The organism is Pseudomonas sp. LBUM1649, assembly GCF_059716155.1.
In genome coordinates this window covers 2,367,159-2,390,984 of record NZ_CP166807.1, presented here as the reverse complement: position 1 = coordinate 2,390,984, position 23,826 = coordinate 2,367,159, and the positions used below count along the sequence as shown (strand labels likewise).

Below are 23,826 nucleotides of genomic sequence, written 5' to 3'. Positions count from 1 at the left end.
ATCAATGCACAAACGGCCCTGCCTTGCCAAAACACCTTCCTCGCCCTGGCACATCAGCTTTAAGCAGGGTATCCGCACTGAACAGTACAGCGAGTTTCTCCCTTATGATCCCCAACCCTAGATCATCCACTTCTAAAAACTCCTCGACCTCTGAAGATCCACTGCAAAAATCATAGACCTCAACAGTACACGGAAGCTTTCCATTGGGCACACTCAGCTTTTGTCTCCCCTTACGCTCCACACACTCACAGAATTCACGAACACACCCCTCATCAACAAAAAAAATAGCTCTCGCATAAAACCTATCACTCAATCCAAATTCAACCCTCCAAATATATCCTCGCAACCCAGCCGGACACTCTTCCTCTACCAGCCTCAAAAAACCGTCTAAATCTTTCCTTACAACGTCAGCAGATGGCAAATCCTGCCTATCGCCCCAGCGGCTATAAATGTAGCGTAATTCCACAGCTACCGAACAAATACCCGAATACTTCCAGAACATATCATCTAAATATTTAGATACACTCGATAAATTTTTACGAGCACCACGTTCCAGACACCTTGAAGCTTTCTTCAACTCAGGAATACCATACTTTTCCTCAATACCATCGAGCACAGCCTTCTCAAGAAACCTAAGGTAACCAATCTTGCCACCAAGGGCCCTTGATTCATGCGCTTCATCAGAAACAGACGAATCCACCACCACCTTAAATATACGAATGTACGGATGTATTCTTGCCCCCTGCAGAGCATCCAAAATCCCTTCAAAATCATAATCAACAATTTGTAACACCCTAGAGCCAAGCGGGGTAATGCACAAATCACCTTGGTTTCCGGCTACAACCAATGCCTCGCGAGCTATAATCCGCGCAACAACCTGAACAATCTCACAAGCATCATCCATCAAGCTTACATCAGGCATAATTACTGAAATAAATCTTTTTTCGTCACCAATCAGACAAATCCGATCAGCAACCAACAAATTCATTGTCGATGTTTTCGTTAAGCCCTGAACAATCACCTATTATACCCCGCTCTCACCTAAAGACTCTGCCCTCATCCTGATCCACTTATCAATACTGCTCTCAAGCCAGCCAACCGCTGACAGACCAATCTTGAAAGGCTTAGGAAAATCTTTATCGTAACGAGGAGAACTGGGGTTAATCCGATCGTATATCGCTGCCCTTGAATACCCAACCCTCTCTTTTACTTGCCATATCCGTAAAATTCTTTCACCGTCTTCCACAATTAAGCCCCTCCGAAATGTCTTTCGGCACAACCTTATTGCGCAACCTTTCTCGGGTCTACTTACGTCCCATGGCACCTGTAAATTTTGCCCCCCCTACCGCCATTTCGTGGCTGCCACAAACCACTCAGATAGTTAGTTCCCGCGCAAAAAAGTTGGTTCTCAACCGGTCCAACGACGTAGATCCACCTTTCCCACGCATACTCCCCTCCCCGCCACCAAGCTCAGAACATCGATTCAACTCAAATAAATTTCAGCCCTACATAACTGCCATGCCATCACCACCAAGGAGGTTCGCCCCATGTCATTGCAGTGTCCTCGCTGTCATTCCCCCAAAGTTGCCTCTTTCCATCACGCCATGAAAATCGGGGCTGCCATCGGCACCGTAGGCGGTGCCGCCCGTGGCGTCAGCGCAGCTCTAGCCGGTGGTCAGGCTGGTGCGCTCATCGGCGCTATCGCCGGGCCTGTCGGCATAACCCTCGGCTCAGTGTCAGGTGCCATTCTCGGCGGCTTAGCCGGCGGTGTTGGCGGCTGCGCACTCGGCGCCCAATTGGGTGAGTCGCTCGATCGCCACGTCCTGGCCCACAACCTCTGCTTGCTCTGCGGTCACCGCTTCAACCTTCCAACCTGATCTGATCACTTTCACTTCTATCTATTACGTCCGTTTTGGTGCTGCGCCTTGCGCAGCATTTATGCCGGCGTGCACCCAAAGGAAATACCACCATGGCTCATCTCGTCGAAACAATGGCCTACGCTGGCGCCACTCCCTGGCATGGCCTTGGCAATCAGCTCACTCAAAACCAACCCATCGAAGTTTGGCAACGCGAAGCCGGCATGGACTGGCAGATCCAAGAAAGCCCGGTGCACTTCAAATCGAGTGCCGCCGGCCACCTGGGCGCCATCCATTCCTTCCCCGAACAGAAGGTGCTCTACCGCTCCGACACCAAGGCACCGCTGTCGGTGGTCTCCCAGCGCTATCACACCGTGCAGCCTCGGGAAGTTTTGGAGTTCTACCGAGACCTGACCGAGGTCTCCGGCTACGAGCTGGAAACGGCCGGCGTGCTCAAGGGCGGGCGCAAGTTCTGGGCGCTAGCGCGTACCGGCCAAGGTGCTGCGCTCAAGGGTAACGACCAGGTCAACGGCTACCTGCTGCTGGCAACATCCTGCGACGGCACCCTGGCCACCACGGCAACGCCGACCACAGTGCGCGTGGTGTGCAACAACACCCTGACTATCGCCCTTGATGGCACCAGCCGCGCGATCAAGGTGCCGCACAACACCCGCTTCGATCCGAAGGCAGTGAAAAAGCAACTCGGCATAGCCGTCGCCGGTTGGGACGAGTTTATGTACCGCATGCGCGCCCTGGCCGAGCGCAAGGTCCAGTGGCATGAGGCGCTGGGTTTCTTCATGAATGTGCTGTGCGAAACCAACCCGACCGGTGCTCTGCCGGAAGTCCTGCCCAACGAGCGCGCCCTGCGCAAAGTTCAAGAGCTGTACGAGGGTCGTGGCCGCGGCAGTCAGCTGGACTCGGCACGCGGAACCGCCTGGGGCCTGCTCAACTCCGTGACCGAGTTTGTCGACCACGAACGGCGGGCACGCAGCAACGAGTACCGCATGGACTCGGCCTGGTTCGGCCAAGGGGCGCAGATCAAGCAACGCGCCCTGGATGCTGCTCTGCGTCTCGCCGCCTAACAACACTACTCATCAGCCGCATCGCCCGGTCAGCTTAATGCTGGTCGGGCGTTTTTATATCTGCAGGTGAATACGATGAAAACAACGTCATTGAACAGCCATACCCGCAAAACCCGCCCAGCCCTGCGCCTGGTCAGCACCAAGGAACTGCCGCGCGAGGACTGGCTGGCCGTGCGCAAACAGGGCATCGGCAGCTCGGATGCAGCCGCCGCCGTCGGCCTCAATCCGTACAAGTCGCAGTTGGAACTGTGGCTGGAGAAAACCGGTCGTGATACATCACTTCCCAAGCTCGACCCGCAGGATGAAGAGAGTCCAGCCTACTGGGGCAATGTGCTGGAGCCCATCGTGGCCTGGCATTACAGCAAACGCAGCGGCAACCGGGTACGACGTATCAATGCCGTACTGCAGCATCCGAATCCCGAGCTGTCCTGGATGCTCGCCAACATCGACCGCGAGGTAATCGGCGCAGACGACGTACAGATCCTCGAATGTAAGACCGCCGGCATAAACGGGGCACGCCTCTGGAAGGAAGGCGTACCCGAGTATGTAGAACTGCAAGTGATGCACCAACTCGTAGTCACCGGCAAGCAGGCGGCAGATGTGGCGGTGCTGCTCGGCGGTCAGCACCTGGAGATCCATCGCATCGAGCGAGATGAGCAGATGATCGCCCGCCTGATCGAACTGGAGCGTAAGTTCTGGACCTACGTGGAAACCGATACCCCGCCGCCAGCCGACGGTAGCGCATCGGCCGAGGCGGCTTTGCGCTGCTTGTACCCGGAGGACAAAGGCCAGACCGTCGACTTCAGCGGCCATGCAGGGTTGGCGGCGGCCTACCTGGAGCTCAAGGCCGTGCGCCAATCCATCGGCGAGAAAGAAACGCGCGAGGCCCAGCTCAAGCAGATGCTGCAGCAGGCCATGGGCGAGGCCACCCGAGCGGAGTTTTCCAGCGGGTATATCAGCTGGAAGAAATCCAAGGGCAGCACCGTGCTCGATGTCGAACGCCTACTGCAAGAGAAACCTTACCTGCAGGTTCGCTACGCCAAAACCAAGGAAGGCAGTCGCCGCTTCCTGATCAACTGATTCCGCTACCTCTCACTTCCCTCCCCCTTGGCCAGTCCACGCAGTTCGCCCTGTGTGGCTGGCCTTTTTTCATTTCCAGGAGAACCATCATGTTGAAAGGCTTAGCCCTGACGCCCCCTTTGCTCGGACGCATCTCCATCGGCAAAGTCATCGAGAAAAACGGCAAACGCCTGCCGGAGAAAGATGATCAGTTCACCATCACGTCCCAGGTGCAAAGCAGGGATGGCTGGCTGCTACACCCACTCAACGACGAACTGCGCCAGAGCAAGGAAGACAAGCTGCGCAGCATTCCTGTACGCCTATTGTTCAACGAACCGGAACTGAATTTCCGGGCCGACTACACCCTGTTCGACCGGCAGTCTGGCAGGCCGTTGTGCGTGGGCAATGGCGAGACCTGCAAGCGTGCCACTCAAGACGGCATGCAGTCACTGCCCTGCCCCTCGCCGGATGCGTGTCCATTGGCCAAAGGGGGGGCCTGCAAGCCTTATGGTCGGCTGAACGTACTCATCGGTGATGACGATCCGCTGGGCAGCTTCGTGTTCCGTACCACCGGCTTCAATAGCATCCGCACTCTGGCCGCTCGGCTGCATTACTTCCAAGCCATCTCGGGCAACCGCCTGGCCTGCCTGCCGCTGGAACTGCGTTTGCGCGGCAAGTCCACCCGGCAAAGCCACGGCACGCCGATCTTCTACGTCGATATCACCGTGCGCAGCGGCATGAGCATGGAGGAAGCATTGCTCGCCGCTCGGCAGCTCGATGAAGCCCGGCAATCTGCGGGCTTCGATCAGGCCTCATTGGACAGCGCAGCGAAGCATGGGCTCGGCAACGGGGCGTTCGAGGACAGCGAGGAAGACGGTGGCGCCGTGATCGAGGAGTTTTATTCGAGCACGGATGCCGCCACCGGCGCTGCCCAGAGTGACGAACCGCAACCGGCACCCAACTCACTCGCGGGCAAGCTGGAAGCGCTCGCCTCGCACGGCAACTGATACCACTCCTGCCTGGGCTGAATGCATCGGCCAGGCAGGCTCTTTCGGAGAGCCGTCATGACCCTGCTTCGATTTCTATTCTGCCTATTCATTTTCATCGGGGCGCTGGCTGCAGCAGGCGTACTGGTGCTGAGCATTCTGCTAATGCTGCGTTTCCCGCCGTTGCTGGTCGCCGTAGTCCTTGCGTGCTGGATTCTGAACCGCCTGTGCAAGCTGCTGCGCGCATCCGGCCAGGACAATCCCACGAGAAATCCCACATCGCAGGGGTGACCTCAGCAACCTTTATGAGCGGCCAGACAGGGAATGGCCGCACTTAACCCATCAGGAGAATGAACGATGATCGGACAATGTTTGATCTGCGACTCAAGAGCCGTCCTGACCCAGGAGGCCGCAAGAGGCATTGCCCTGCTGGCCGGCCTGGCCGATGGCGCGCTACGAGGAGTTCAGGACACGAATCAGGGCACGCAGGATCGCCTCGGATACAACTCGCTACTGAGTGGGCTGGCCGCCATCGCACCGACTTACCCATCGGCGCTGCGATTGGCTGAGGATGTCGCCAAATATCACTTCGCAGGCTTCGACTGTCTGTGCCTGCGCTGCGGCGCTTTATTCGATGAGGCGGTGAAGGAAGCTTCTGAGCAAGCGCCTCAGCCGCCGTAAAATAGCAACTCAGTCACGACCGAGCCGGTCAACAAGACGCTCCACCACACCCATGACGAGTGCGCGGTCATCCGTATCCAGCGTGGACAGCAAATCGTAGAGCCTACGCGCCTGGTCTTCTGGGCGTAAACTGCCCGCCGTCAGCAAGTCGGCGGTTTCACAGCCAAAAATTTCCGCCAGTTCGACCAAACGCTCGATGTTAGGCATGACGATCCCACGCTCGATACGGGATACGGCCTCGCTCCCAATCCCAAGCTTTTCCGCAACCTGCTCCTGACTCAGCTTGCAACGAGAACGCTGGCGAGCAATTGCTTGACCAACAAGCTCCGCCAGCTGCTTCGATTCGGTTTTTGACATGCCACCCTCCAATTCAACTTGGATGGTTGGTCATCAACCTATTGACATGAAGGACTTACCAAACCGAGACTCAACCCAAAAGGTTGATATGCAACTTTTTCTCTAAAACACTATCTCTTGCAGGGAGCTCAGAAAAGCCATGATCGTCGTAACCGGTCTGAATGAAGCGCAAATTGAAGGTCTCGTGAAAAGCAAAGCGTCCTTCGAGATCCATGGCCTCAGGGGCAACTTCATGGCAGGTATCAAACTTGTCGAAACTAAGATTGAAAGCCAGGGACTGAAGTGTCGAGTCACAAGTGATGTGAAAAGTACTGTGGTACAGGGCGGCGCACTTGGTGCTGTATTCAGCGTCCTGACAACACCTGCAACATTGACCATAGCAACATTGACGGCCGTAGCAGGTGTGGGCCATGTGCTAGTCACTTACAACCCCGACTACGAAATCCTCAAAGACTACGTCAATAAAAAGCTCAGGGTCACGTACAAGAAATAGCTCTCAGATAGTTACCGAAAGCGACATTGATTGCCCCACGACACGCCGGGGTTTGCCTTCATCATCGGCCGTTAAACGGCCTGCTCTTATTTCGCCCTCAACAAAAGCAACAAACTGGAGAACCCATGAAACGGATACTCAGCATGCTCCTTCTCGCGTTCTGTGCTCACGCCACCGCCTCCGTGGACTATTACGAAGGCAACGGCCTGTTCTTCCCGGATGAGACCTCACTCAAGGGCCTCCCCGAAGCCATCCCATGTAACATGAAGAAGATCTACACCGGACAGACCATCTTGAACTGTACTTGGCTGGCCAATGCGCGCTACGTGCTCCTGTGGGATTCCCAGCGTCAGCAGAACGTCCGCTACAACAACCAGATCAGTGGGATGTGTCAACGTGGCAAGTGCCGCGTGAGCAACGCAATGGTGGGTGAGTGGAACCAGGACATCCCGTTCCTGATCTCGATGTGGTACCGGATCGGGACCAGCACGGATGGCAAGCCGGTCGCCTATCGTACCGACGCCTCTCGCCAAGTGTCATACGCGGAAGCAGGTAGTCTGCTGATGAAGTTTTACCTCGATGCTGGTGTCCCGGACAATGAACTGGTCTCGACCTTCGACAAGCGTTACATCGGTGGTTGGGCAGGGTGGAATCAGGAGAAGGGCGGAACTGCATCAGCAGCCGCGAAGACACCTTCTGCTCCCCAATCCGAATGGCCAGAAGTCAAAACCGCCTGGTGCAATCCGCGCATGGATGATGACTGTTACATCAACAGCAAAAAAGTCCCTATTGCCGAACTGGGCAAATGGTTGCCGGACATCAGCGAATCGAATGCCGATCAGCAAGGCGGTCACTGTGAAACCATCCTCTGCTTCGACAAAGACGACCAGCCGATGGGCTATCTGTTGCAATAACTAGCCTGAGCACTGCGGCACAGGCTAGAACAGTCGCCTTGCTAATTCTACATAGGGGGCATGCGCCCCCTATTGACTTCACTTCAGTATTTATTTTTTGGTCAAGTACATAGCCGTGTTCATGATGCTGCGCTTTCCGCTACCTTGGACTCAGTCGGAATTGCCCGTTCGCTCTTTGCGTAATTGCATGGACTTGACCACCTGTTTGCATTGCCACTGACCAGTCAATTGCATCCGTGCTGACCAACCGTTTGCATGCGACTTGACCGGCAAGCGCCGTGGTGATGACCGGCAGAGAACGGCAAAACGCGGCCAGTGGATCTAGGCTTGCAATGGAAGCCTCCAGCCATGCGAGACAACGATTTTTCTTGAAAGGGTGGTGTTGAGGGGGCGGCTGTCTTTTCCCACTATCGTCTGCTTCGATCGATTCTTTTAGCCACAGAAGTAGATATCTGCATGCACCTCCTGAGTCAAACTTTGTAATAAATTTTGTGGTTAGAAAAATTGCAGGCACTGTAGGATTGTCTCCCCCAATTGACATCAGGTCGACATGAACACCCTTCTGGAGCCTCCCAGTAGCTCTTTTCAGCGAAGCCTTCACCTCCGTTCAGATTACGTTTGCCAGCGCACGTCCCGGCTTGTAATCCCGCTCAATCCAAAAATACTGTCATTTGCTGCTTCAGCAAGTCTCCTAGCGCATACGTTCGCAACAACGAGCATTGCCGCCCAGTCACGGTCGCGTCGATACCTGCTGCCCAGAGCGTCTCCACATTGTCAGTCTTTGGTTCTTAACGGAAAGCCCGTAGCTTTGCTAGGCAAACGTCTGGCCGACTTAAAAGTTAACTCTTACACCCGATATCCTCGAGAGACTGAATAATTCCCTATGGAATGGATAGCTGATCCCACGGCATGGCTTGGCCTGCTCACACTGATTGTGCTGGAGCTTGTGCTTGGCATCGACAACCTGGTGTTTATTGCCATTCTGGCTGACAAATTGCCACCCGAGCAGCGAGACCGTGCACGCGTTATTGGCCTTTCCCTTGCCTTGCTGATGCGTCTGGGGCTACTGGCGAGTATCTCCTGGATGGTGACGCTGACTCAGCCTTTGTTCGAGGTTTTCGACAAGAGCTTCTCCGGACGTGATTTGATCATGTTGTTCGGTGGTGTGTTCCTGCTGTTCAAAGCGACCATGGAGTTGCATGAGCGGCTCGAAGGGCACGTTGCTGAACGCTCTAGCAGTGGAACCTACGCGCTGTTCTGGCCCATCGTGGCGCAGATTGTGGTGCTGGACGCGGTGTTCTCGCTGGATGCGGTTATTACTGCCGTGGGTATGGTTGAACACCTGTCAGTCATGATGATTGCTGTGGTGATCTCTATTGGCCTAATGATCATCGCCAGTAAGCCGCTGACTAATTTCGTCAACGCTCACCCAACCGTGATCATGCTGTGCCTGGGCTTCCTGATGATGATCGGTTTCAGCCTCACTGCTGAAGGCTTGGGCTTCCACATTCCAAAAGGTTACCTGTATGCAGCGATTGGTTTCTCAATCCTGATTGAGTTGTTCAACCAGGTTGCTCGATCGCGTCGTAAAAAGACCTTGCAGGGCCATCGCCCAATGCGTGAGCGCACTGCACACGCCGTTATGCGGTTGGTGGGTGGTCGGCAGTTGGGGGCAGATGAAGTAGGTGAAGAAATCGCTGACATGCTGGGCGGCAGCCCTACCGACGCGGTGTTCGACCGCCGGGAACGCGTGATGATCAGCGGTGTTCTTCAGCTTGCCGAACGGCCGATCCGTACGGTGATGACAGCACGGGCAGAGGTGGATCACATTGATCTGGCTGACACCCCGGAAGAGATTCGCATGAAGCTAATGCATTCCTCGTACTCCCGGCTGCCACTTATCCGAGAGGGGCGAGTCGACGAGCCGCTCGGTTTTGTACACAAAAAAGAACTGTTGAAGGAGCTGCTGTCAGGCAACCAGCCGAACCTCGAAAACATGGCGCGCAAGGCAATCAACTTGCTGGAGAGCTTCACGATTCTCAACGCCCTCGAGCAAATGCGCAAAGCATCGACACACATCGCCTTTGTGGTGAACGAATTCGGCGACTTCATGGGCATTCTCACCATGACGGACATTCTCGAATCCATTGCGGGCGAGCTGCCTGATGCCAGCGAAATCGAAGGCCCCGACATTATTAATGACAGTGGTGGGTACATAGTCAGTGGCGCACTGAACCTTAGCCACCTCCGTGAGCGAATCGGCTTTCGAGCTACTGCGACCGAGGACTATCAGACCTTGGCGGGACTAGTAGTAGCTTATTGGATCGTCTGCCAATGATCGGTGACAAAGTCGAATGGCAGGGCTGGAGCCTGACCGTGGCCTCAGTCGAAGAGCGCCGGGTGACGAAGGTACAGTTACGTAAGGAATGAATGCAAACGAGGCGGACAATTCGGCCTCGTTTGTTTCCAGCACTATTCACCTACAGCAACGCGGAAGTTCAAACTCACACGAATCCCTTTTTCTCACGACAGCTCTGCTGTCCTTTACGCCAAATCGCTCTATTCGTGAATCCATCAGGGGCAATCAACTGTCTGCCTCTGGCCGTCTGCCAATTGTGACTGGCCGGTTTGGGCCGGCTGTGTGAAAACGTTTTAGAGCAGGTTTGACAGTCAGGACTGGAACGAAAATCGCGTTCCTACGCAAATTTCCGGTCCGCTGATTAACCAAACGCTGGCAGATTTTACGTAGCAACGCAGACTTCAAAACGGCGCATGCGTTTTCACACAGCCTGGGTCGATAGGTGCCGGTCTCGACTGTTCGAAATGCATGCGTCCGGCCAATAGGCCTTCCGGATCCCAACGCTAAGGGCGATGGTGTCAGATCATTTTCAACACCTGCATGCGAATTGCCAAGCCTCCTACGGCGTCAGGTGCAACTGTTCGGCGGCGCGCGCCATGCCGCCCTCCTTGGCCACGGACCAGAAATAAAGCATTGCTGGTAGTTGAACATACGAACCAATACTTCGTTAGTAACGAACAATTCGCAAAGAATAAACGATTTTTATTGATGCAACATTCCCGCTAGCATGAGCTCTTCCAGCCCCTCGGTGCTTCATGCGGAGACAGTCATGCAGATGGCTATCCAATGCCGCGGTTTCGAGCTAACCGAGGGTTTCCACCACTACGTCAGCAAGCGCCTGGCCTACAGCCTGAGTCATAACGCCGCCCGTATTGGGCGGGTGATAGTGCGGCTCTGCGTCAGCAACGACCCGTGCGACCAAGTTAAGCGCTGCCACCTTGAACTGCGCCTGAAAGGGCTGCCGGCGGCGGTGGTCGAAGACACCGAGGTCGATATTTACCTAGCCATCGACCGTGCGGCCGAGCGCGCCGGACGGAGACTCGCCCAGCGTCTGGCGCACAGCCAGCAGGATGCTCTCGGTGTCCGCTGGGAGGAATACGCAGAGCGGCCGAACAACGGCACGCCAGAGAAAATGAGGGAGACAATAATGAGTCAAACGCGCGAGAACCGTCCTGCGGCCGGCATAGTCATTGGCTCGAATTCGGACTGGTCGGTGATGCCAGCTGATGATCATGAATGAGATCGAACGCGCGGCCGAACACCTGCACGCCGGCAAGCTGGTGGCCTTCCCCACCGAAACCGTCTATGGGTTGGGCGCCAATGCGCTGAACACCCAAGCGGTGGCCAGCATCTACGCGGCCAAGGGGCGCCCGCCGACCATCCGCTGATCGTTCACGGCGCCGCTGGCGATACCCTGCTGCGGCTAGCGCTGGGTGCCGGAGACGGCTTGGAAACTGGTCGAGCACTTCTGGCCGGGGCAGTTGACCCTGGTTCTGCCGCGCGCGGCGGACGTGCCGGACGCGGTCACTGGCGGTCAGGATACAGTGGCGCTGCGCGTCGCGACCGGCGCTATGCATCTGCATGGCTGGTATTTCGACATGGCCCAGGGTTCGTTGTTGCACTACAACCCGGCGCGTAATGGCTTCGAGCCCAATACTGAAAACAGCGCCGATCCGTCAGGGGTAACGGCATGACCGCCTTGAGCGTCGGCGAACCTTGGATGTGGGCCGCCTTCATCATCTTCCTCATCGCCATGCTGGCGCTGGATCTGTTCGTCTTCGGCGGGCGCAAGGCCCATCGCGTTTCGGTCCGGGAGGCGCTGGCCTGGGTCATCGCTTGGGCCAGCCTGGCGCTGGTCTTCGCCGCCCTGCTCTGGTGGTATCTGAACGGCACGCTCGGTGCCGAGATCGCCCAGCGTAAGACGCTCGAGTTCCTGATGGGCTACCTGATCGAGCAGTCGCTGTCGATCGACAACATGTTCGTCTTCGTGATGATCTTCGGCTACTTCGCCGTGCCGCCGGAATTGCAGCGTCGCGTCCTGCTCTATGGCGTGCTCGGCGCCATCGTCATGCGCGCCGTCATGATATTCGCCGGCGTCTGGCTGGTGTCGCAGTTTGCCTGGCTGCTCTATGTCTTCGGCGCCTTTCTAGTCATCACTGGCATCAAGATGCTGATCTTCGCCGAACACCAACCTGATCTCGACAAGAACCCGTTGCTGCGCTGGCTGCGCGGTCACCTGCGCGTCACCGACGATTTTCACGGCGAGAAGTTCTTCGTGCGCCAGAACGGCCTGCGCTGGGCGACGCCGATGTTCCTGGTGTTGGTGCTGATCGAGGCCAGCGACCTGATGTTCGCGGTCGATAGCATTCCGGCCATCTTCGCCGTCACCACCGACCCCTTCATCGTGTTCACCTCCAACATCTTCGCCATCATGGGTTTGCGCGCGCTGTACTTCCTGCTCGCCGACATGGCCGACCGCTTCCACCTGCTCAAATATGGCCTGGCCATCGTACTGGTGTTTATCGGCGGCAAGATGTTGGTCATGCCGTGGTTCCACATGCCGATCCAATGGTCGCTGGCCCTCGTCGGCGGAATCATCCTGACTTCGGTGCTGCTGAGCCTGATCTTGACGAAGGGCAAAACGCGAGTCGCGGGAGAAGAATGATGAACGAGACCAAAGCACCTTACATCCTGAAAGCCTCGACGACTAACCGGCCGTGCGGCCCACATGCCTGCTTGGGGGCGCGGGCCAGCTTCTATATTTGTATACAGCGGCCCCCCTGCCGGGGTTTTCCCACGTTTCGTTAGCGAGCCTCCAAGCCCTTGTGTATGCGTATTGTAGTGCTGGCCCTGGTCCTGACGCTGTTCGGCTGCGCTACCCCGTCGGGCCCGCCGAGGGGCGAGGGCGGCGGTTGGTGGTCCTTCTATGTAGTGAATCATGGCCTGCATACCGGGTTGGCAATTGCGCGCCCCGATCTGCTTCAGGTGCTTCCCGCACTGGCCGACGAGTTCGGCGACGGCGACTTCGTTGAGTTCGGCTGGGGTGACGAGGACTTTTACCGGGCCCCACAGGCCACCTTGAGTCTCGCCCTGCGGGCCTTGTTCGGGTCGACGGCAACCGTGCTGCATGTGGTCAAGATTGCCGGAGACCCCAGGCGGCGTTTTGCCGGAAGCGAGGTCATCGAGGTGCAGGTGACGGAGGACGGCTACCGGCGACTGCTCGCGTTCGTGGCCGGGACCTTCACCCACTCAGCGGCGGGCACCTTGGCGGCGCTCGGGCCTGGCCTGTATGGCGAGAGCTGGTTCTACCAGGCCGAGGGCAGCTATTCGCTGTTCTATACCTGCAATACCTGGGTCGCAGAGGCGCTGGCCGCGAGCAGCTGCCCAATGTCGCCTACAGCGGTGGTTACGGCGGGGAACGTCATGTCGCAGTTGCGCCGGGCGACAGCGGCCGGTGCATCTTGCCTGGCTACCCGCTAACCCGCGCCTGACGGCGGGTGTGTATTCCAGTGAGGCTGACACCCAGTTCCAGTGATTGCGACCCATGGCGCTGATGATTCTGACCCACCCAAAATCCTGTTTGCGAAACTGCATCCCACGTGACCACCCGTATTCGTTCCCACCGACCAGCCAATTGCATTGGTGCCGACCACGGTTTGCATCAGGCATTGACCAATGCCCGCCGAAGAAGCGACCGGCAGAGAACGGCCGAGGTTGTGTAAAAACGTTTTTCAGCGCGATTGGAGCCCAGTGCTGGACTGAAAATCGCGTTTCTACGCAAAATCCAGATCGGCTGAGCAGCCGATAATTTTCAGATTTCGCATAGACGCGCAGACTTCAATTTTGACGAAGCGTTTTTACACACTCTGGGCCAAAAGCGGCCCTTCTCGACCAGTTAAATCCATGTCGCCTTAGGGCAAGCAGCCCTACCAAAAGCGGTCGGTGAAATAGGGCCGCTACTATCTCCATAAATGGGGTACTTCACCCACCCAACCGGGCGTTTACCACCTAATTTGGGGAATATTCCCCCCTCCCCCTTTCTCTCGCTTAAAACACTCAAAAACAGCTTGTTAATTAATTTGAATTTTTTCTTCGCCCTATGGTAATGGCTCATTAGTTGCACTACCCCCCTGGTGCCCGCACCAGCTGTCGTCCCGAACTTCATGGAGACGGCGGGACTCGCCAGATTCGGCATGACGCGAGGGGTGAGAAATGAAACGCGGGAAACCACCATGCAGCTCCATCGCCTTGCTGCTCAGGTCAAGCCTGCCCTGTGCGATGCTCCTTACCCTGGCCACCGCCAACGCCGCACCGCTGGATGATTTCGGCCCGCCACCACCGACGGACCCCTCGGCGTTTATCAATCCCCCGGCCGACCCCAAGGCCGCGCTGGATGCCTTGCTGACCTTGCCACCCGCCAACCAGGGCGCGATTGCCCTGCCCAACGGTGTGTTCGGTGACCGGAACACGCCACTGGCCGATAATGTGCTGCCGCCAAACCTGCAAACATCATTCAAAATCCCCACCAACGGCAAGCCCAGCCCATTGTTCGGGGCCCTGCCGTACACTCAGCAACTGCTGTTGCTCGAAGAATTCGGCACGGAAAAACTCGACCCGACACTGCCGGCGCCGCCCCTGACCTTCCCGGTTCCCACCGTCGGCCCGGCGCCCCAGCAGGACCCGAACAACATCGCCCGCAGCGGCCCTTCGGCCGCAGCTCTGGAAGCCTTCATGCGCCAGCCGGGGCTGTACCCGTTTCCGTCACAGTTTTCCAACGTGCTGGACCGCAACCCGTGGAAAGCGCAGATCGAAGCCTTCCTCAACCGCCATCCGGTCGGCTCGCCGGCCGAGGGTCGTCCGCCAGGAAAGGGTTGGTCGCACCAGCGCTGGAACGAGTTCTACCCGCAGGTCGCCTTCAAAACCGCGCAAGCGGGCGCCAGGCTCAACGGCGGCATGCGCGACCGCCGACAGTTGCACAACTACGCCGTCGGTGAGTTCGGGCCTGGCGGGCTCTACAACCAGACCTCGGACACCCCGATCATAACGGGCACCACCAAAGGCATCTATACCCGTTTTCACCCCAACATGCCGGTGCAGAACCACAAGGCGCTATGGACCTTCGACGGCACCTTTCCGCCAAAACTGTTGATGGTGCGGTACGGTCAACCGGTGCTGGTGCGTCACTACGACGCCCTGCCGATCGATCCGTCGGCCAACATGGGTTTCGGCCTGCACACCCTCAGCAGCCACGAACACAACGGCCACAACCCGGCCGAAAGCGACGGCTATACCAATGCGTTTTTCTTTCCGGGGCAGTACTACGACTATCGCTGGCCGATCCAGTTGGCCGGCTACGACACCATCAACACCAAGGCTGAAGATCCGCGCGCGGCGTTCCCCTGCGCCCCGGGCGAAACCCTGTTCGTCAACGACGCCAACCCGGGCCTGAAGACCTGCAACAACGGCACCATCAGGATTCGCGGCGACTGGCGCGAAACCATGAGCACCCACTGGTTCCACGACCACATGCTCGATTTCACCGCGCAGAACGTCTACAAGGGCAACGCGGCGATGATGAACTACTACAGCGCCCTGGATCGTGGCAACGAAGCGCTGCAGGACGGCGTCAACCTGCGCCTGCCGAGCGGTTCGGCGCTGCCCTGGGGCAACCGCGACTACGACGTCAACCTGATGGTGGCCGACACGGCCTGGGACAAGAACGGTCAGCTGTGGTTCAACCCGTTCAACACCGACGGCTTCCTTGGCGATCAGATCCTGGTCAACTGGCAGTACCAGCCGCGCCTGAAAGTGCGCGCGCGCAGCTATCGCTTCCGCATCCTCAATAGCTCGGTGTCACGCTTCTTCAGGATCGCGCTGGTGCGTGAAATCGCCGGCACCGGCGGCGAATTCCCCGGCCCGGCAGGTTCCGGCCTGTCCTATGCCCGCGTGCCGTTCCACTTGATCGCCAACGACGGCAACCTCATGGAACACGCCGTGCCTTTCGATGGCAGCATGGACCTGGACGCCGACGGCGACACGCAAGACCACAACGCCATCCTGCCGACCATAGGCAACTCAGAGCGCTTCGACATCATCGTCAACTTCGCGAAAAACGAGATCAAGACCGGCGACAAGCTGTATTTCGTCAACCTGATGGAACACAAGACCGGCAAGGGGCCGGAAAAGAATGACCTGAGCCTGGCCGATGTGCTGTCCGGGAAGTACAAGGCGGTGCTCAAGCTGGGTAGTAAAGGGCTGGAATGGGACAAGGGCGATCCGGTGGTGGGCAAGTTCCTGCAGTTGGTGGTTCAGCCTTACAGCGGCACGGATGTGAGCATGAACCCTGCCGACTACGAACCCGCCAAACCGGGCAAGGCGGCGGGTAAAACCATGATTCCGCTGACCCTCAACCGTGACGATCCACAGGTGCAGGCCAAACTCAAACTGGCGCGGCATCGCGAGTTCATCTTCGGCCGTTCCAACGGCACCGACGAACAACCCTGGACCATCAAGACCGACGGTGGTCCAGGCTTCCCCATGGACCCACGCCGGATCAGCGCCGCTGCGCAACTGGCCACCGGCCCCACCCCCGCCGGGTTCTCCGGCGACGGCACCCTGGAAGTGTGGAAAATCAGGAACGGTGGCAACGGCTGGAGCCACCCGGTGCACGTGCATTTCGAAGAAGGCATCGTCCTCAACCGTGACGGCAAGGCGCCGCCGGAATGGGAAAAATGGGCGCGCAAGGACGTCTATCTCATCGGCGAGGGCATCGACAGTTCAGTGGACGTGGACATAGCGATCCGCTTCCGCGAATTCGCCGGGACCTACATGGAGCACTGCCACAACACCCAGCACGAGGACACATCCATGCTGCTGCGCTTTGATGTCGAGCATCCGGGCCAGTTCCAATTGATGCCAACGCCCCTGCCCGGCTGGGACGGCGTCACCTACGTCAACTCCGCTGCGCTGCCGACCTTCCGCACTGGCGATAAACGTGACAATAACGAAGGCGAAAACAAAAAACCGATCGCCAACCCCGACAGCGCCATCAGCAACAACGGCCAACCGCTGCCCATCAATGTGCTGGCCAACGACACCGACCCTGACGGTAACCTGCCACTCAAAGTGGTGGATCTGGCGCAACCGGACTCCGGTAAGGGCACGGTCAGCACCGATGGTCTGCGCGTGATCTACACACCACCGGCCACGGTCCCCGCGCCCTTCACCGCGACCTTTACCTATAAGGCCAGCGATGCCAAGGGCGCGGACTCGGCTCCGGCGACGGTGTCCGTGGCGGTCTCGGCAGCGGTCGTCGAGAACCTGATCGTTACCAGCGCTACAGTCACCGCCCGCAGCAACGGCCGCTACCACTGGGTCCTGTCCGGCACCACCTCGCGTGGCACGGGCAATACCATCACGGCGACTGCCACGACCACATCCGGTCCGCTGAACCTTGGCACCGCCACCCTGACGCTTACGCCAACAGGCGCGCGCTGGCAGATAGCGGTGACGACCACCGGCAGTGTCCCGTCGCCTAGCCCGACGGTGACCATCAAGTCGGCCTTCGGCAACACCGTGACGGTGCCAATAGTGGCGCAATGAGTTACAACTAAGCTTTAGCGATGAGGGCCTCATAGGTTTTGAGGCCCTTCTGCTACAAGCGAATTGACAACTTACCTGGCTGTCAAATCTTCAGAAGATCAACCTTAAAAAACAGTAGTGCACCATTAGAGTTTCCTTCTTTGTGGTCGACAAAATGGGTCGTTTGCAGCCCATCGCGACAGACAGAAATCGGCCAGAAGCGGTCAGTCGGGTCGTCGGCCGGCGCCTTCAACCTATCGCCATAAAGCCCCTGGGGAAAATCACCACCCTGCGTATTTCGTCCTCTGTTGATTCTCGTATTGACATATCGATAAATCTCGATATCATCCGCCCCATGGAATTACTCGAAATATTCAAAGCCCTCTCAAACCCTACACGCCTTGAAATCTTGAAAGGCTTGAAGGACCCCGTAAAGAACTTCCCTCCGCAGGATGAAGGTGACGTTCTCACGGTGGGGGTCTGCGTCAGTAGTATTCAAGAGGGGATCGGGCTGTCGCAGTCAACTGTGTCTGGCTATCTTGCCACTCTGCAACGAGTGGGCTTGGTCGAAGTCAGGCGCATCGGTCAGTGGACCTACTACAAGCGCAATGAAGCAACCATCAGTGCGCTTGCCGAGATCATAGGGAAAGATCTGTAATTTTTTACCGCAGGATATCGATATATCTCGATATCCCTTTTTGTCGATACGAGGATATACAATGAAAGCGATGATACTTAAATCATTTGGCGGCCCGGAATCATTCGAACTCTGCGACGTGCCCAAGCCAGTGCCGGGTGCGGGACAAGTCCTGGTGCGGGTACACGCAACTTCCATCAACCCGTTGGATTACCAGGTTCGACGTGGCGACTATGCCGACCTGGTGCCACTGCCGGCCATTACCGGACACGACGTGTCGGGCGTTGTCGAAGAAGTTGGGCCGGGTGTGACGACCTTCGCTCCAGGAGACGAAGTCTGGTACACCCCGCAAATTTTCGACGGGCCAGGCAGTTATGCCGAGTACCACGTTGCGGACGAAAGCATCATCGGGAAGAAGCCGCCATCGCTGAGCCATCTTGAGGCGGCAAGTCTGACCCTGGTTGGCGGGACGGTGTGGGAAGCACTGACCGTGCGTGCAGCGCTCAGAGTGGGGGAAAGCATTCTGATCCACGGCGGCGCAGGAGGCGTAGGTCATGTAGCGATCCAGGTGGCCAAAGCCATTGGAGCGCGGGTCTTCACGACTGTGCGCGAAGCAAACTTTGAGTTCGCACGCAGCATGGGTGCCGATGTGCTCATCGACTACGAAAAGGAAGATTACGTCGAAGCCATCCTGCGGGAAACCGGCGGCCACGGCGTGGATGTGGTGTTCGACACCATCGGCGGCAACACACTGACGCGCAGCCCCGACGTGCTCGCCCAACTGGGCCGCGTGGTCTCGATTGTGGACATTGCCCAGCCGCAAAACCTCGTTCAGGCCTGGGGCAAGAACGCGAGTTATCACTTCGTTTTCACCCGACAAAACCGCGGCAAGCTTGATGAACTGAGCGCATTGGTAGCGCGCGGTCAGCTGCGCCCGCACGTTGGCGCGATCTATTCGCTGGCCGACCTTGCGCTCGCCCATGCCCGGTTGGAGAGTCCCAACAACAGCCTTCAAGGAAAAATCGTGATTGCAGTCGAGCCATCGCTCATCCCATAAGTGCGTACTTTTAACTGTTTAAGTCATTTTCGAGGAAACACCATGATTTATGAGATCGCTCTGCTCCCCGTTCACAAAGAACGCATTGAAGCATTCAGACGTGCATTTGCCGAGGTCGCTCCTTTGCTCACCCGCGCAAAGGGTTACGGCGGCCACTTGCTCTCGCAAGGGATTGAAACCCCCGAGCAATTCAACCTGATCGTGCGCTGGGCTTCACTTGAGGATCACACGCCGGGCTTCGAAGAGAGTGAAGACCATCGGGTGTTCATGCTGGGCCTGGAGGAATATTTTTCGGAAGAACCGAGGGTCTACCATATTGAAGGCGGCAGCTTTTAATACTGGAGAACATGATGATTCGAACAGCACCGTTAGGATGGGTAATGCTAGAGCCTCAAGAGGATTGTGGCTTTAAAGCAATTGGCCGTTGTCGGAAACAGACGTTCATGACCGGCAACTTTCGGCCCAGAGTGTGTAAAAACGCGCGGATGCACTGTCGGCGCGCAGCGCCGACGGTTGTTAGTTGAGTAATTGCTCGCAACAAGTCCTGCGGATCGTCACTAGGGCCTGGGAGCCCCCAGCGCCGCTTCTACCTTGCTGGGTGGCCAAAATACAGACCTCTTCAGGCCGACAGCGCCTTCATTAAACCGCTGGTACCGAGAATTTTCATGACCCGCTTCAAGTTGTAGGCGAGGACGTTCAAGCTCATCTCCGCACTTACTCCGTTCAGCTTTCGTGTTAGGAAATGCGTGGCGCCCATCCATTGTTTGAGTGTCCCGAAGGGATGCTCGACCGTACGCTTACGGACTCGCATCATGTCCGGCGCGTTGCTCAGTCTGTTCTGCATTTCCTCCAGTATGGCTTCATGCTCCCAGCGTCGAACCCGCCGTTCCGTGCTCGGTGTGCACTGCGGTTTCATTGCGCAGCCCCTGCATTTCGAACTCCAGTAACGGTGCAGCGTCAGGCCTTTTTCAACGTTGGTATAGCGCCAGATCAGTGCTTCTCCAGCCGGGCAAATGTATTCGTTTTTTGCCGCGTCATAGATGAAGGCATCGTTATTGAAACGCCCGTCCGCTTTGGCTCCAGAGGTCATCGGCTTGGGCACATAGGCAGTGATGCCTGCATCGTGACAAGCCAGGATCTCTTCGCTTTTGAAGTAACCTCGATCAGCCACTACCGACAACGTTTCTGACGCCATAGCCTCGCGGGCCTGCTTGGCCATCGAGCTGAGTTGATCGCGGTCGGAACCGACGTTGGTAACCTCATGTGCAACGATCAAATGGTGCTGCGTATCGACTGCTGTCTGCACGTTGTAACCGACGATTCCAGTGCCGCGAGTCATCATGGAACGGGCGTCTGGATCGGTCAGTGAGACCTGTTTATCCGGCGATTCGTTGAGCTGAGTTTCAATGACCTGTAACTCTTTCATCTGAGCTTTGAGCTTGTCGATTTTCTCTTGCAGACGAGCAGCCTTGGGCTGAGCGATCGAAGGTTCTTGCCGATCGGCTTCGTCGAGCGCAGTCAGGTACCGATTGATACTCGATTCAATTTCTTCCATCCGCCGCTTCAGCTTGGCGCTGGTGAAATTGCGGTCGCGGTTGTTGACGGCCTTGAATTTACTGCCGTCGATGGCGACCAGATTTTCTCCGAACAGTCCCAACTGCTGGCACAGCACAACGAATTGGCGGCAGACGCCTCGGATGGCCTTGCTGTTGTCTTTTCGGAAGTTGGCGATGGTCTTGAAATCGGGCATCAAACGTCCGGTCAGCCACATCAGCTCGACGTTGCGTTGGGCCTCTCGTTCAAGACGCCGGCTCGATGGGATGCGGTTCAGATAGCCGTAGATGTAGATCTTCAGCAGGATCGCGGGATGGTAAGCCGGCCGGCCAGTATCAGCCGGTATGGCGCCTTCGAAACCCAGTTTGACCAGGTCGAGTTCGTCGACAAAGACGTCGACTACGCGCACCGGATTGGTATCCGTGACGTAATCGTCGAGGCTCTCCGGAAGGAAGGTTACTTGGCCTCGATGTTCACCTTGGATAAAGCGCTTCATGGGCGATCCCTGCGATGAAATCCTCAGAAATCATAGCAAGGGTTTGCGAAAGCGTTTTTACACACTCTGGGCCAGGAGCGGACGGTGGACAGGGTGAGGTCAGCTCTTCATTAAATCTGTTGGCTATGTATGTAAGGAACAATTGTTCTCTAGCGACAAGCGAAAAGAACTAGCCTTTTTTGATTGATGAGTTCACTCCACTGTCAGGAGGGTATGCCCAATGGACGCAACCACCATAGCGACGGATTACCTAGTTATCGGCGCAGGGGCAACGGCAATACGCTGCTCGATGAGTCGGATGCGAGTGTGGTGATGGTGGATCGGCATGCTCAGCCTGGCGGCCACTGGAACGACGCCTACTTGTTCGTCCGCTTGCACCAGCCTTCCGCTTTCTATGGCGTCAACTCCCGCGAACTGGGCTCCGGCCGCAAGGACGAATCCGAGTGGCGCGAAGGCTTGTATGAATTGGCCTCGGGCGTCGAGATCGTCAGCTACTTCGACCAGGTCATGCAGCAGCGATTCTTGCCATCTGGCCGGGTGCGATACTTTCCGATGTACAACTACGAGGGTGATCGCGCCAATAGCCATTGCATCACCTCGTTGCTCACCAGCGAGCGACATCAGGTCCAGGTGCAGAGGAAGCTGGTCTATGCGACTTTTGCACTGAGGCAAAGTAGAAGCTGGACGGCGCGAACCGTTACGCCCTGCGCTTTGCGCCGGACCATCTGCCGCCCATCAACGCCCTCTGGTCGCTGACGATGAATGGATTGCCGTCGAGCCTTTTCGTGGCCAATCCAATCAATCGCTACTTGCTCAACTCACCCATGTTGCCGCAGTTCAAGCGCGAGGCTGACAGCGGGCTGACTTTGCTGATCCAGAACGAATCCCCCGGCAAGGACAAGGTAAGCAACTGGCGGCCTGCGCCGAAAGGTCCGTTCATGATGGCCATGCGTCTTTACTGGCCGAAAGCCGAAGCGGTGGAAAGCAGTGGACCGCGCCGCCGCTACAGCAGGCGAAGTGAAGTGGCCAAATCAATCAAACAAAGAAAAGACTCAGCTATGAGAACCCTGACAGTGAAAAACCACGCAAGGAAGTCAACCATGAAAACAGAAACTATCCTCGTCGTCGCGCTGTTCGCTGGCAGTCTCGCGCTGCCGGCCTTCGCGCAAACGCCCCAGTCCATCACCACGCCGGACAAAGTCGAGACGCGCATCGGCGCGCTCGACTTCAAGGACGGCATGCCGAGCAAGCAGACCATCGACAAGGTCTATGACAATCTGGACTTCACGCACGCGTTCGAGGCGTTCGTGAACACTCTTCAAGGGGTCAGCATCCACGCCTTCCACAAGGGCCTACTGAGCATCGGGGTCAAGGACAACGAGGTTCTGGTCTTCTCCGAGCTGATGGATGCCAAGTCGCTGTACCTGACGGCCAATGCCGACACCATCTATTACATGGGCATGCTCGATCTGACCAAGGGTCCGATGGTGCTCGAGGTGCCACCCAAGACGCTTGGCGCCATTAATGACTACTGGTTCCGCTGGGTGATCGACATCGGGTTGCCTGGGCCTGATCGCGGCCTGGGCGGCAAGTACCTGATCCTGCCGCCCGGCTACGAGGGTCCGCTGCCCAGTGGCTTCAATATCGCCCGCGCCCGCACCAGCCGCGTCATATGGTTCGCTCGCTCGTTCCTGGAGAACAACGATCCGAAGCCCGTGGCCGAATCGATCAGAAAGTTCACCAAGGTCTATCCATACGAGGCCGGCGGCGTCGGCACCCCCATCGCCGAGTTCCTCAGCGGCAAGGCTCAACTTGGCAAAGTCACGCCACCGCCACCGACCGTGTTCCACGAAGGTACCGGCAAGGTGATGAACACCATCCCGCCGAACGACTTCAGCTATTACGAAATGCTCAATGAGATCGTGCAGCAGGAGCCTGCAGGGTCGCTCGACCCCGAGTTGATGGGGCCGGTCGCCGCCATCGGCATTATCAAGGGCAAACCCTTCGCGCCGGATGTGCGGATGAAGAAGATCCTCAGCGAAGCGTTGGCGCTGGCCAATGCCACGTCGCGGACCCTGTTCATCAGTTCGCGCGCGGCGGACTGGTATTACTACCCCGGCTCTGGCTGGCAGAACATGCTGTTCGCGAACGGCTACGAGTTCGAGACGCCGATCCCGATGATTACGCCCGAGGGCGTCAAACCCTTCCCGCCCACCGGCTACCGCCAGTTGGATGCGCGGACGGCCTTCTTCTACGGCGTCACCGCGATCACGCCCGCGATGGCCATGCGTCTGCCCGGCATTGGCTCAACCTACCTATGGTCGATGGTCGATGCCAACAAGGAGCCTTTCGATGGCGCCAAGACCTACAAGGTGACGCTGCCCAAAAACATCCCACAGGCGAACTTTTGGTCGTTCACGCTGTACGACAACATGTCGCGTTCGATGCTCGACACCTCGCAGCGCTACCCGCGCGCGGGAAGCCAGAGCTATCCGTCACCCGCCGCCGAAGCGGACGCCGACGGTTCCACAACGATCTATTTCAGCCCCACCCAGCCTGCGGGCGTCAAACGGGGTAACTGGATTCAGACCATGCCGGGTAAGGGCTTTTTCCCGATGCTGCGTCTCTACAGCCCGCTCGAACCATTCTTCGCCAAGACCTGGCGGCCGAGCGAAGTCGAAGTGGTGAAATAGAGGCTCAACAAAGAAGCACTG

Annotated in this window: 21 protein-coding genes and 2 pseudogenes; 19 read left to right on the top strand and 4 right to left on the bottom strand. The window is 57.4% G+C overall.

Annotated features, from left to right (window positions below; translation table 11 throughout):
• Position 1: 1 nt before the first annotated feature.
• A complete protein-coding gene (locus tag ACA058_RS11185; RefSeq protein WP_497639122.1) occupies positions 2–988 on the bottom strand; it encodes a hypothetical protein in 987 nt (328 codons plus the stop codon).
• 36 nt (positions 989–1,024) lie between these two features.
• Positions 1,025–1,246, bottom strand: coding sequence for a helix-turn-helix transcriptional regulator (locus ACA058_RS11180; RefSeq protein ID WP_497639121.1), 222 nt, complete (start codon positions 1,244–1,246; stop codon positions 1,025–1,027).
• Between the two features lie 301 nt (positions 1,247–1,547).
• Between ACA058_RS11180 and ACA058_RS11175 the strand changes: the two genes are divergently transcribed.
• From ACA058_RS11175 to ACA058_RS11150, 6 genes are all read left to right on the top strand, one after another.
• A complete protein-coding gene (locus ACA058_RS11175; protein WP_080960877.1) occupies positions 1,548–1,877 on the top strand; it encodes a hypothetical protein in 330 nt (109 codons plus the stop codon).
• Between the two features lie 92 nt (positions 1,878–1,969).
• On the top strand, positions 1,970–2,938 hold the full coding sequence (locus tag ACA058_RS11170; RefSeq protein WP_497639120.1) for a DUF932 domain-containing protein: 969 nt from the start codon (positions 1,970–1,972) through the stop codon (positions 2,936–2,938).
• A 75-nt stretch (positions 2,939–3,013) separates the two neighbouring features.
• Positions 3,014–4,018, top strand: a complete 1,005-nt coding sequence (locus ACA058_RS11165) for a YqaJ viral recombinase family nuclease (RefSeq protein ID WP_497639119.1) — start codon at positions 3,014–3,016, stop codon at positions 4,016–4,018.
• Positions 4,019–4,107: 89 nt separating this feature from the next.
• The gene (locus tag ACA058_RS11160) at positions 4,108–5,004 is read left to right on the top strand and encodes a recombination directionality factor (protein ID WP_497639118.1); all 897 of its coding nucleotides are present in this window, start codon (positions 4,108–4,110) and stop codon (positions 5,002–5,004) included.
• A gap of 57 nt (positions 5,005–5,061) precedes the next feature.
• A complete protein-coding gene (locus tag ACA058_RS11155; RefSeq protein WP_497639117.1) occupies positions 5,062–5,274 on the top strand; it encodes a hypothetical protein in 213 nt (70 codons plus the stop codon).
• A 66-nt stretch (positions 5,275–5,340) separates the two neighbouring features.
• Entirely contained in the window at positions 5,341–5,664 is a 324-nt protein-coding gene (locus tag ACA058_RS11150; RefSeq protein WP_497639116.1) for a hypothetical protein, read from the top strand.
• 9 nt (positions 5,665–5,673) lie between these two features.
• On the opposite strand, the gene ACA058_RS11145 is transcribed toward ACA058_RS11150, so the two are convergent.
• Positions 5,674–6,021 carry a helix-turn-helix domain-containing protein gene (locus tag ACA058_RS11145; RefSeq protein ID WP_497639115.1) on the bottom strand — a complete coding sequence of 116 codons (348 nt, stop codon included), beginning with the start codon at positions 6,019–6,021 and terminating at the stop codon, positions 5,674–5,676.
• 139 nt (positions 6,022–6,160) lie between these two features.
• Here ACA058_RS11145 and ACA058_RS11140 point away from each other — a divergent pair, with 139 nt between their 5' ends.
• The 11 genes and pseudogenes from ACA058_RS11140 (at position 6,161) to ACA058_RS11090 (ending at position 19,398) form a co-directional block, all read left to right on the top strand.
• Positions 6,161–6,514, top strand: a complete 354-nt coding sequence (locus ACA058_RS11140; protein ID WP_497639114.1) for a hypothetical protein — start codon at positions 6,161–6,163, stop codon at positions 6,512–6,514.
• Between the two features lie 125 nt (positions 6,515–6,639).
• A complete protein-coding gene (locus ACA058_RS11135) occupies positions 6,640–7,428 on the top strand; it encodes a hypothetical protein (protein WP_497639113.1) in 789 nt (262 codons plus the stop codon).
• An 883-nt stretch (positions 7,429–8,311) separates the two neighbouring features.
• Positions 8,312–9,858, top strand: a pseudogene (locus tag ACA058_RS11130) (TerC family protein).
• Positions 9,859–10,556: 698 nt separating this feature from the next.
• Entirely contained in the window at positions 10,557–11,027 is a 471-nt protein-coding gene (locus tag ACA058_RS11125; protein ID WP_497639112.1) for an HPF/RaiA family ribosome-associated protein, read from the top strand.
• Positions 11,014–11,481, top strand: a pseudogene (locus tag ACA058_RS11120) (L-threonylcarbamoyladenylate synthase). The gene ACA058_RS11125 and the pseudogene ACA058_RS11120 overlap by 14 nt, the downstream one beginning before the upstream one ends.
• Positions 11,478–12,452 (top strand): TerC family protein, encoded by a 975-nt coding sequence (locus tag ACA058_RS11115; RefSeq protein ID WP_497639111.1) that lies wholly within the window; start codon positions 11,478–11,480, stop codon positions 12,450–12,452. Before ACA058_RS11120 ends, ACA058_RS11115 begins: the two are co-directional and overlap by 4 nt.
• 164 nt (positions 12,453–12,616) lie before the next feature.
• Positions 12,617–13,267 (top strand): DUF2459 domain-containing protein, encoded by a 651-nt coding sequence (locus ACA058_RS11110; protein ID WP_497639110.1) that lies wholly within the window; start codon positions 12,617–12,619, stop codon positions 13,265–13,267.
• A gap of 798 nt (positions 13,268–14,065) precedes the next feature.
• The gene (locus ACA058_RS11105; RefSeq protein WP_497639916.1) at positions 14,066–17,389 is read left to right on the top strand and encodes an Ig-like domain-containing protein; all 3,324 of its coding nucleotides are present in this window, start codon (positions 14,066–14,068) and stop codon (positions 17,387–17,389) included.
• Positions 17,390–17,723: 334 nt separating this feature from the next.
• Entirely contained in the window at positions 17,724–18,026 is a 303-nt protein-coding gene (locus ACA058_RS11100; RefSeq protein WP_095195290.1) for an ArsR/SmtB family transcription factor, read from the top strand.
• Between the two features lie 61 nt (positions 18,027–18,087).
• Positions 18,088–19,062, top strand: coding sequence for a zinc-dependent alcohol dehydrogenase family protein (locus tag ACA058_RS11095; protein ID WP_497639109.1), 975 nt, complete (start codon positions 18,088–18,090; stop codon positions 19,060–19,062).
• A gap of 42 nt (positions 19,063–19,104) precedes the next feature.
• The gene (locus ACA058_RS11090) at positions 19,105–19,398 is read left to right on the top strand and encodes an antibiotic biosynthesis monooxygenase family protein (protein ID WP_497639108.1); all 294 of its coding nucleotides are present in this window, start codon (positions 19,105–19,107) and stop codon (positions 19,396–19,398) included.
• Between the two features lie 283 nt (positions 19,399–19,681).
• On the opposite strand, the gene ACA058_RS11085 is transcribed toward ACA058_RS11090, so the two are convergent.
• Positions 19,682–21,112, bottom strand: a complete 1,431-nt coding sequence (locus ACA058_RS11085; protein ID WP_497639107.1) for an IS1182 family transposase — start codon at positions 21,110–21,112, stop codon at positions 19,682–19,684.
• A gap of 213 nt (positions 21,113–21,325) precedes the next feature.
• Here ACA058_RS11085 and ACA058_RS11080 point away from each other — a divergent pair, with 213 nt between their 5' ends.
• Both ACA058_RS11080 and ACA058_RS11075 read left to right on the top strand, forming a co-directional pair.
• The gene (locus ACA058_RS11080) at positions 21,326–21,868 is read left to right on the top strand and encodes a hypothetical protein (protein ID WP_497639106.1); all 543 of its coding nucleotides are present in this window, start codon (positions 21,326–21,328) and stop codon (positions 21,866–21,868) included.
• Positions 21,793–23,805: a DUF1254 domain-containing protein gene (locus ACA058_RS11075; RefSeq protein WP_497639915.1), complete on the top strand. Its 2,013-nt coding sequence runs from the start codon at positions 21,793–21,795 to the stop codon at positions 23,803–23,805. Before ACA058_RS11080 ends, ACA058_RS11075 begins: the two co-directional genes overlap by 76 nt.
• Positions 23,806–23,826 lie beyond the last annotated feature (21 nt).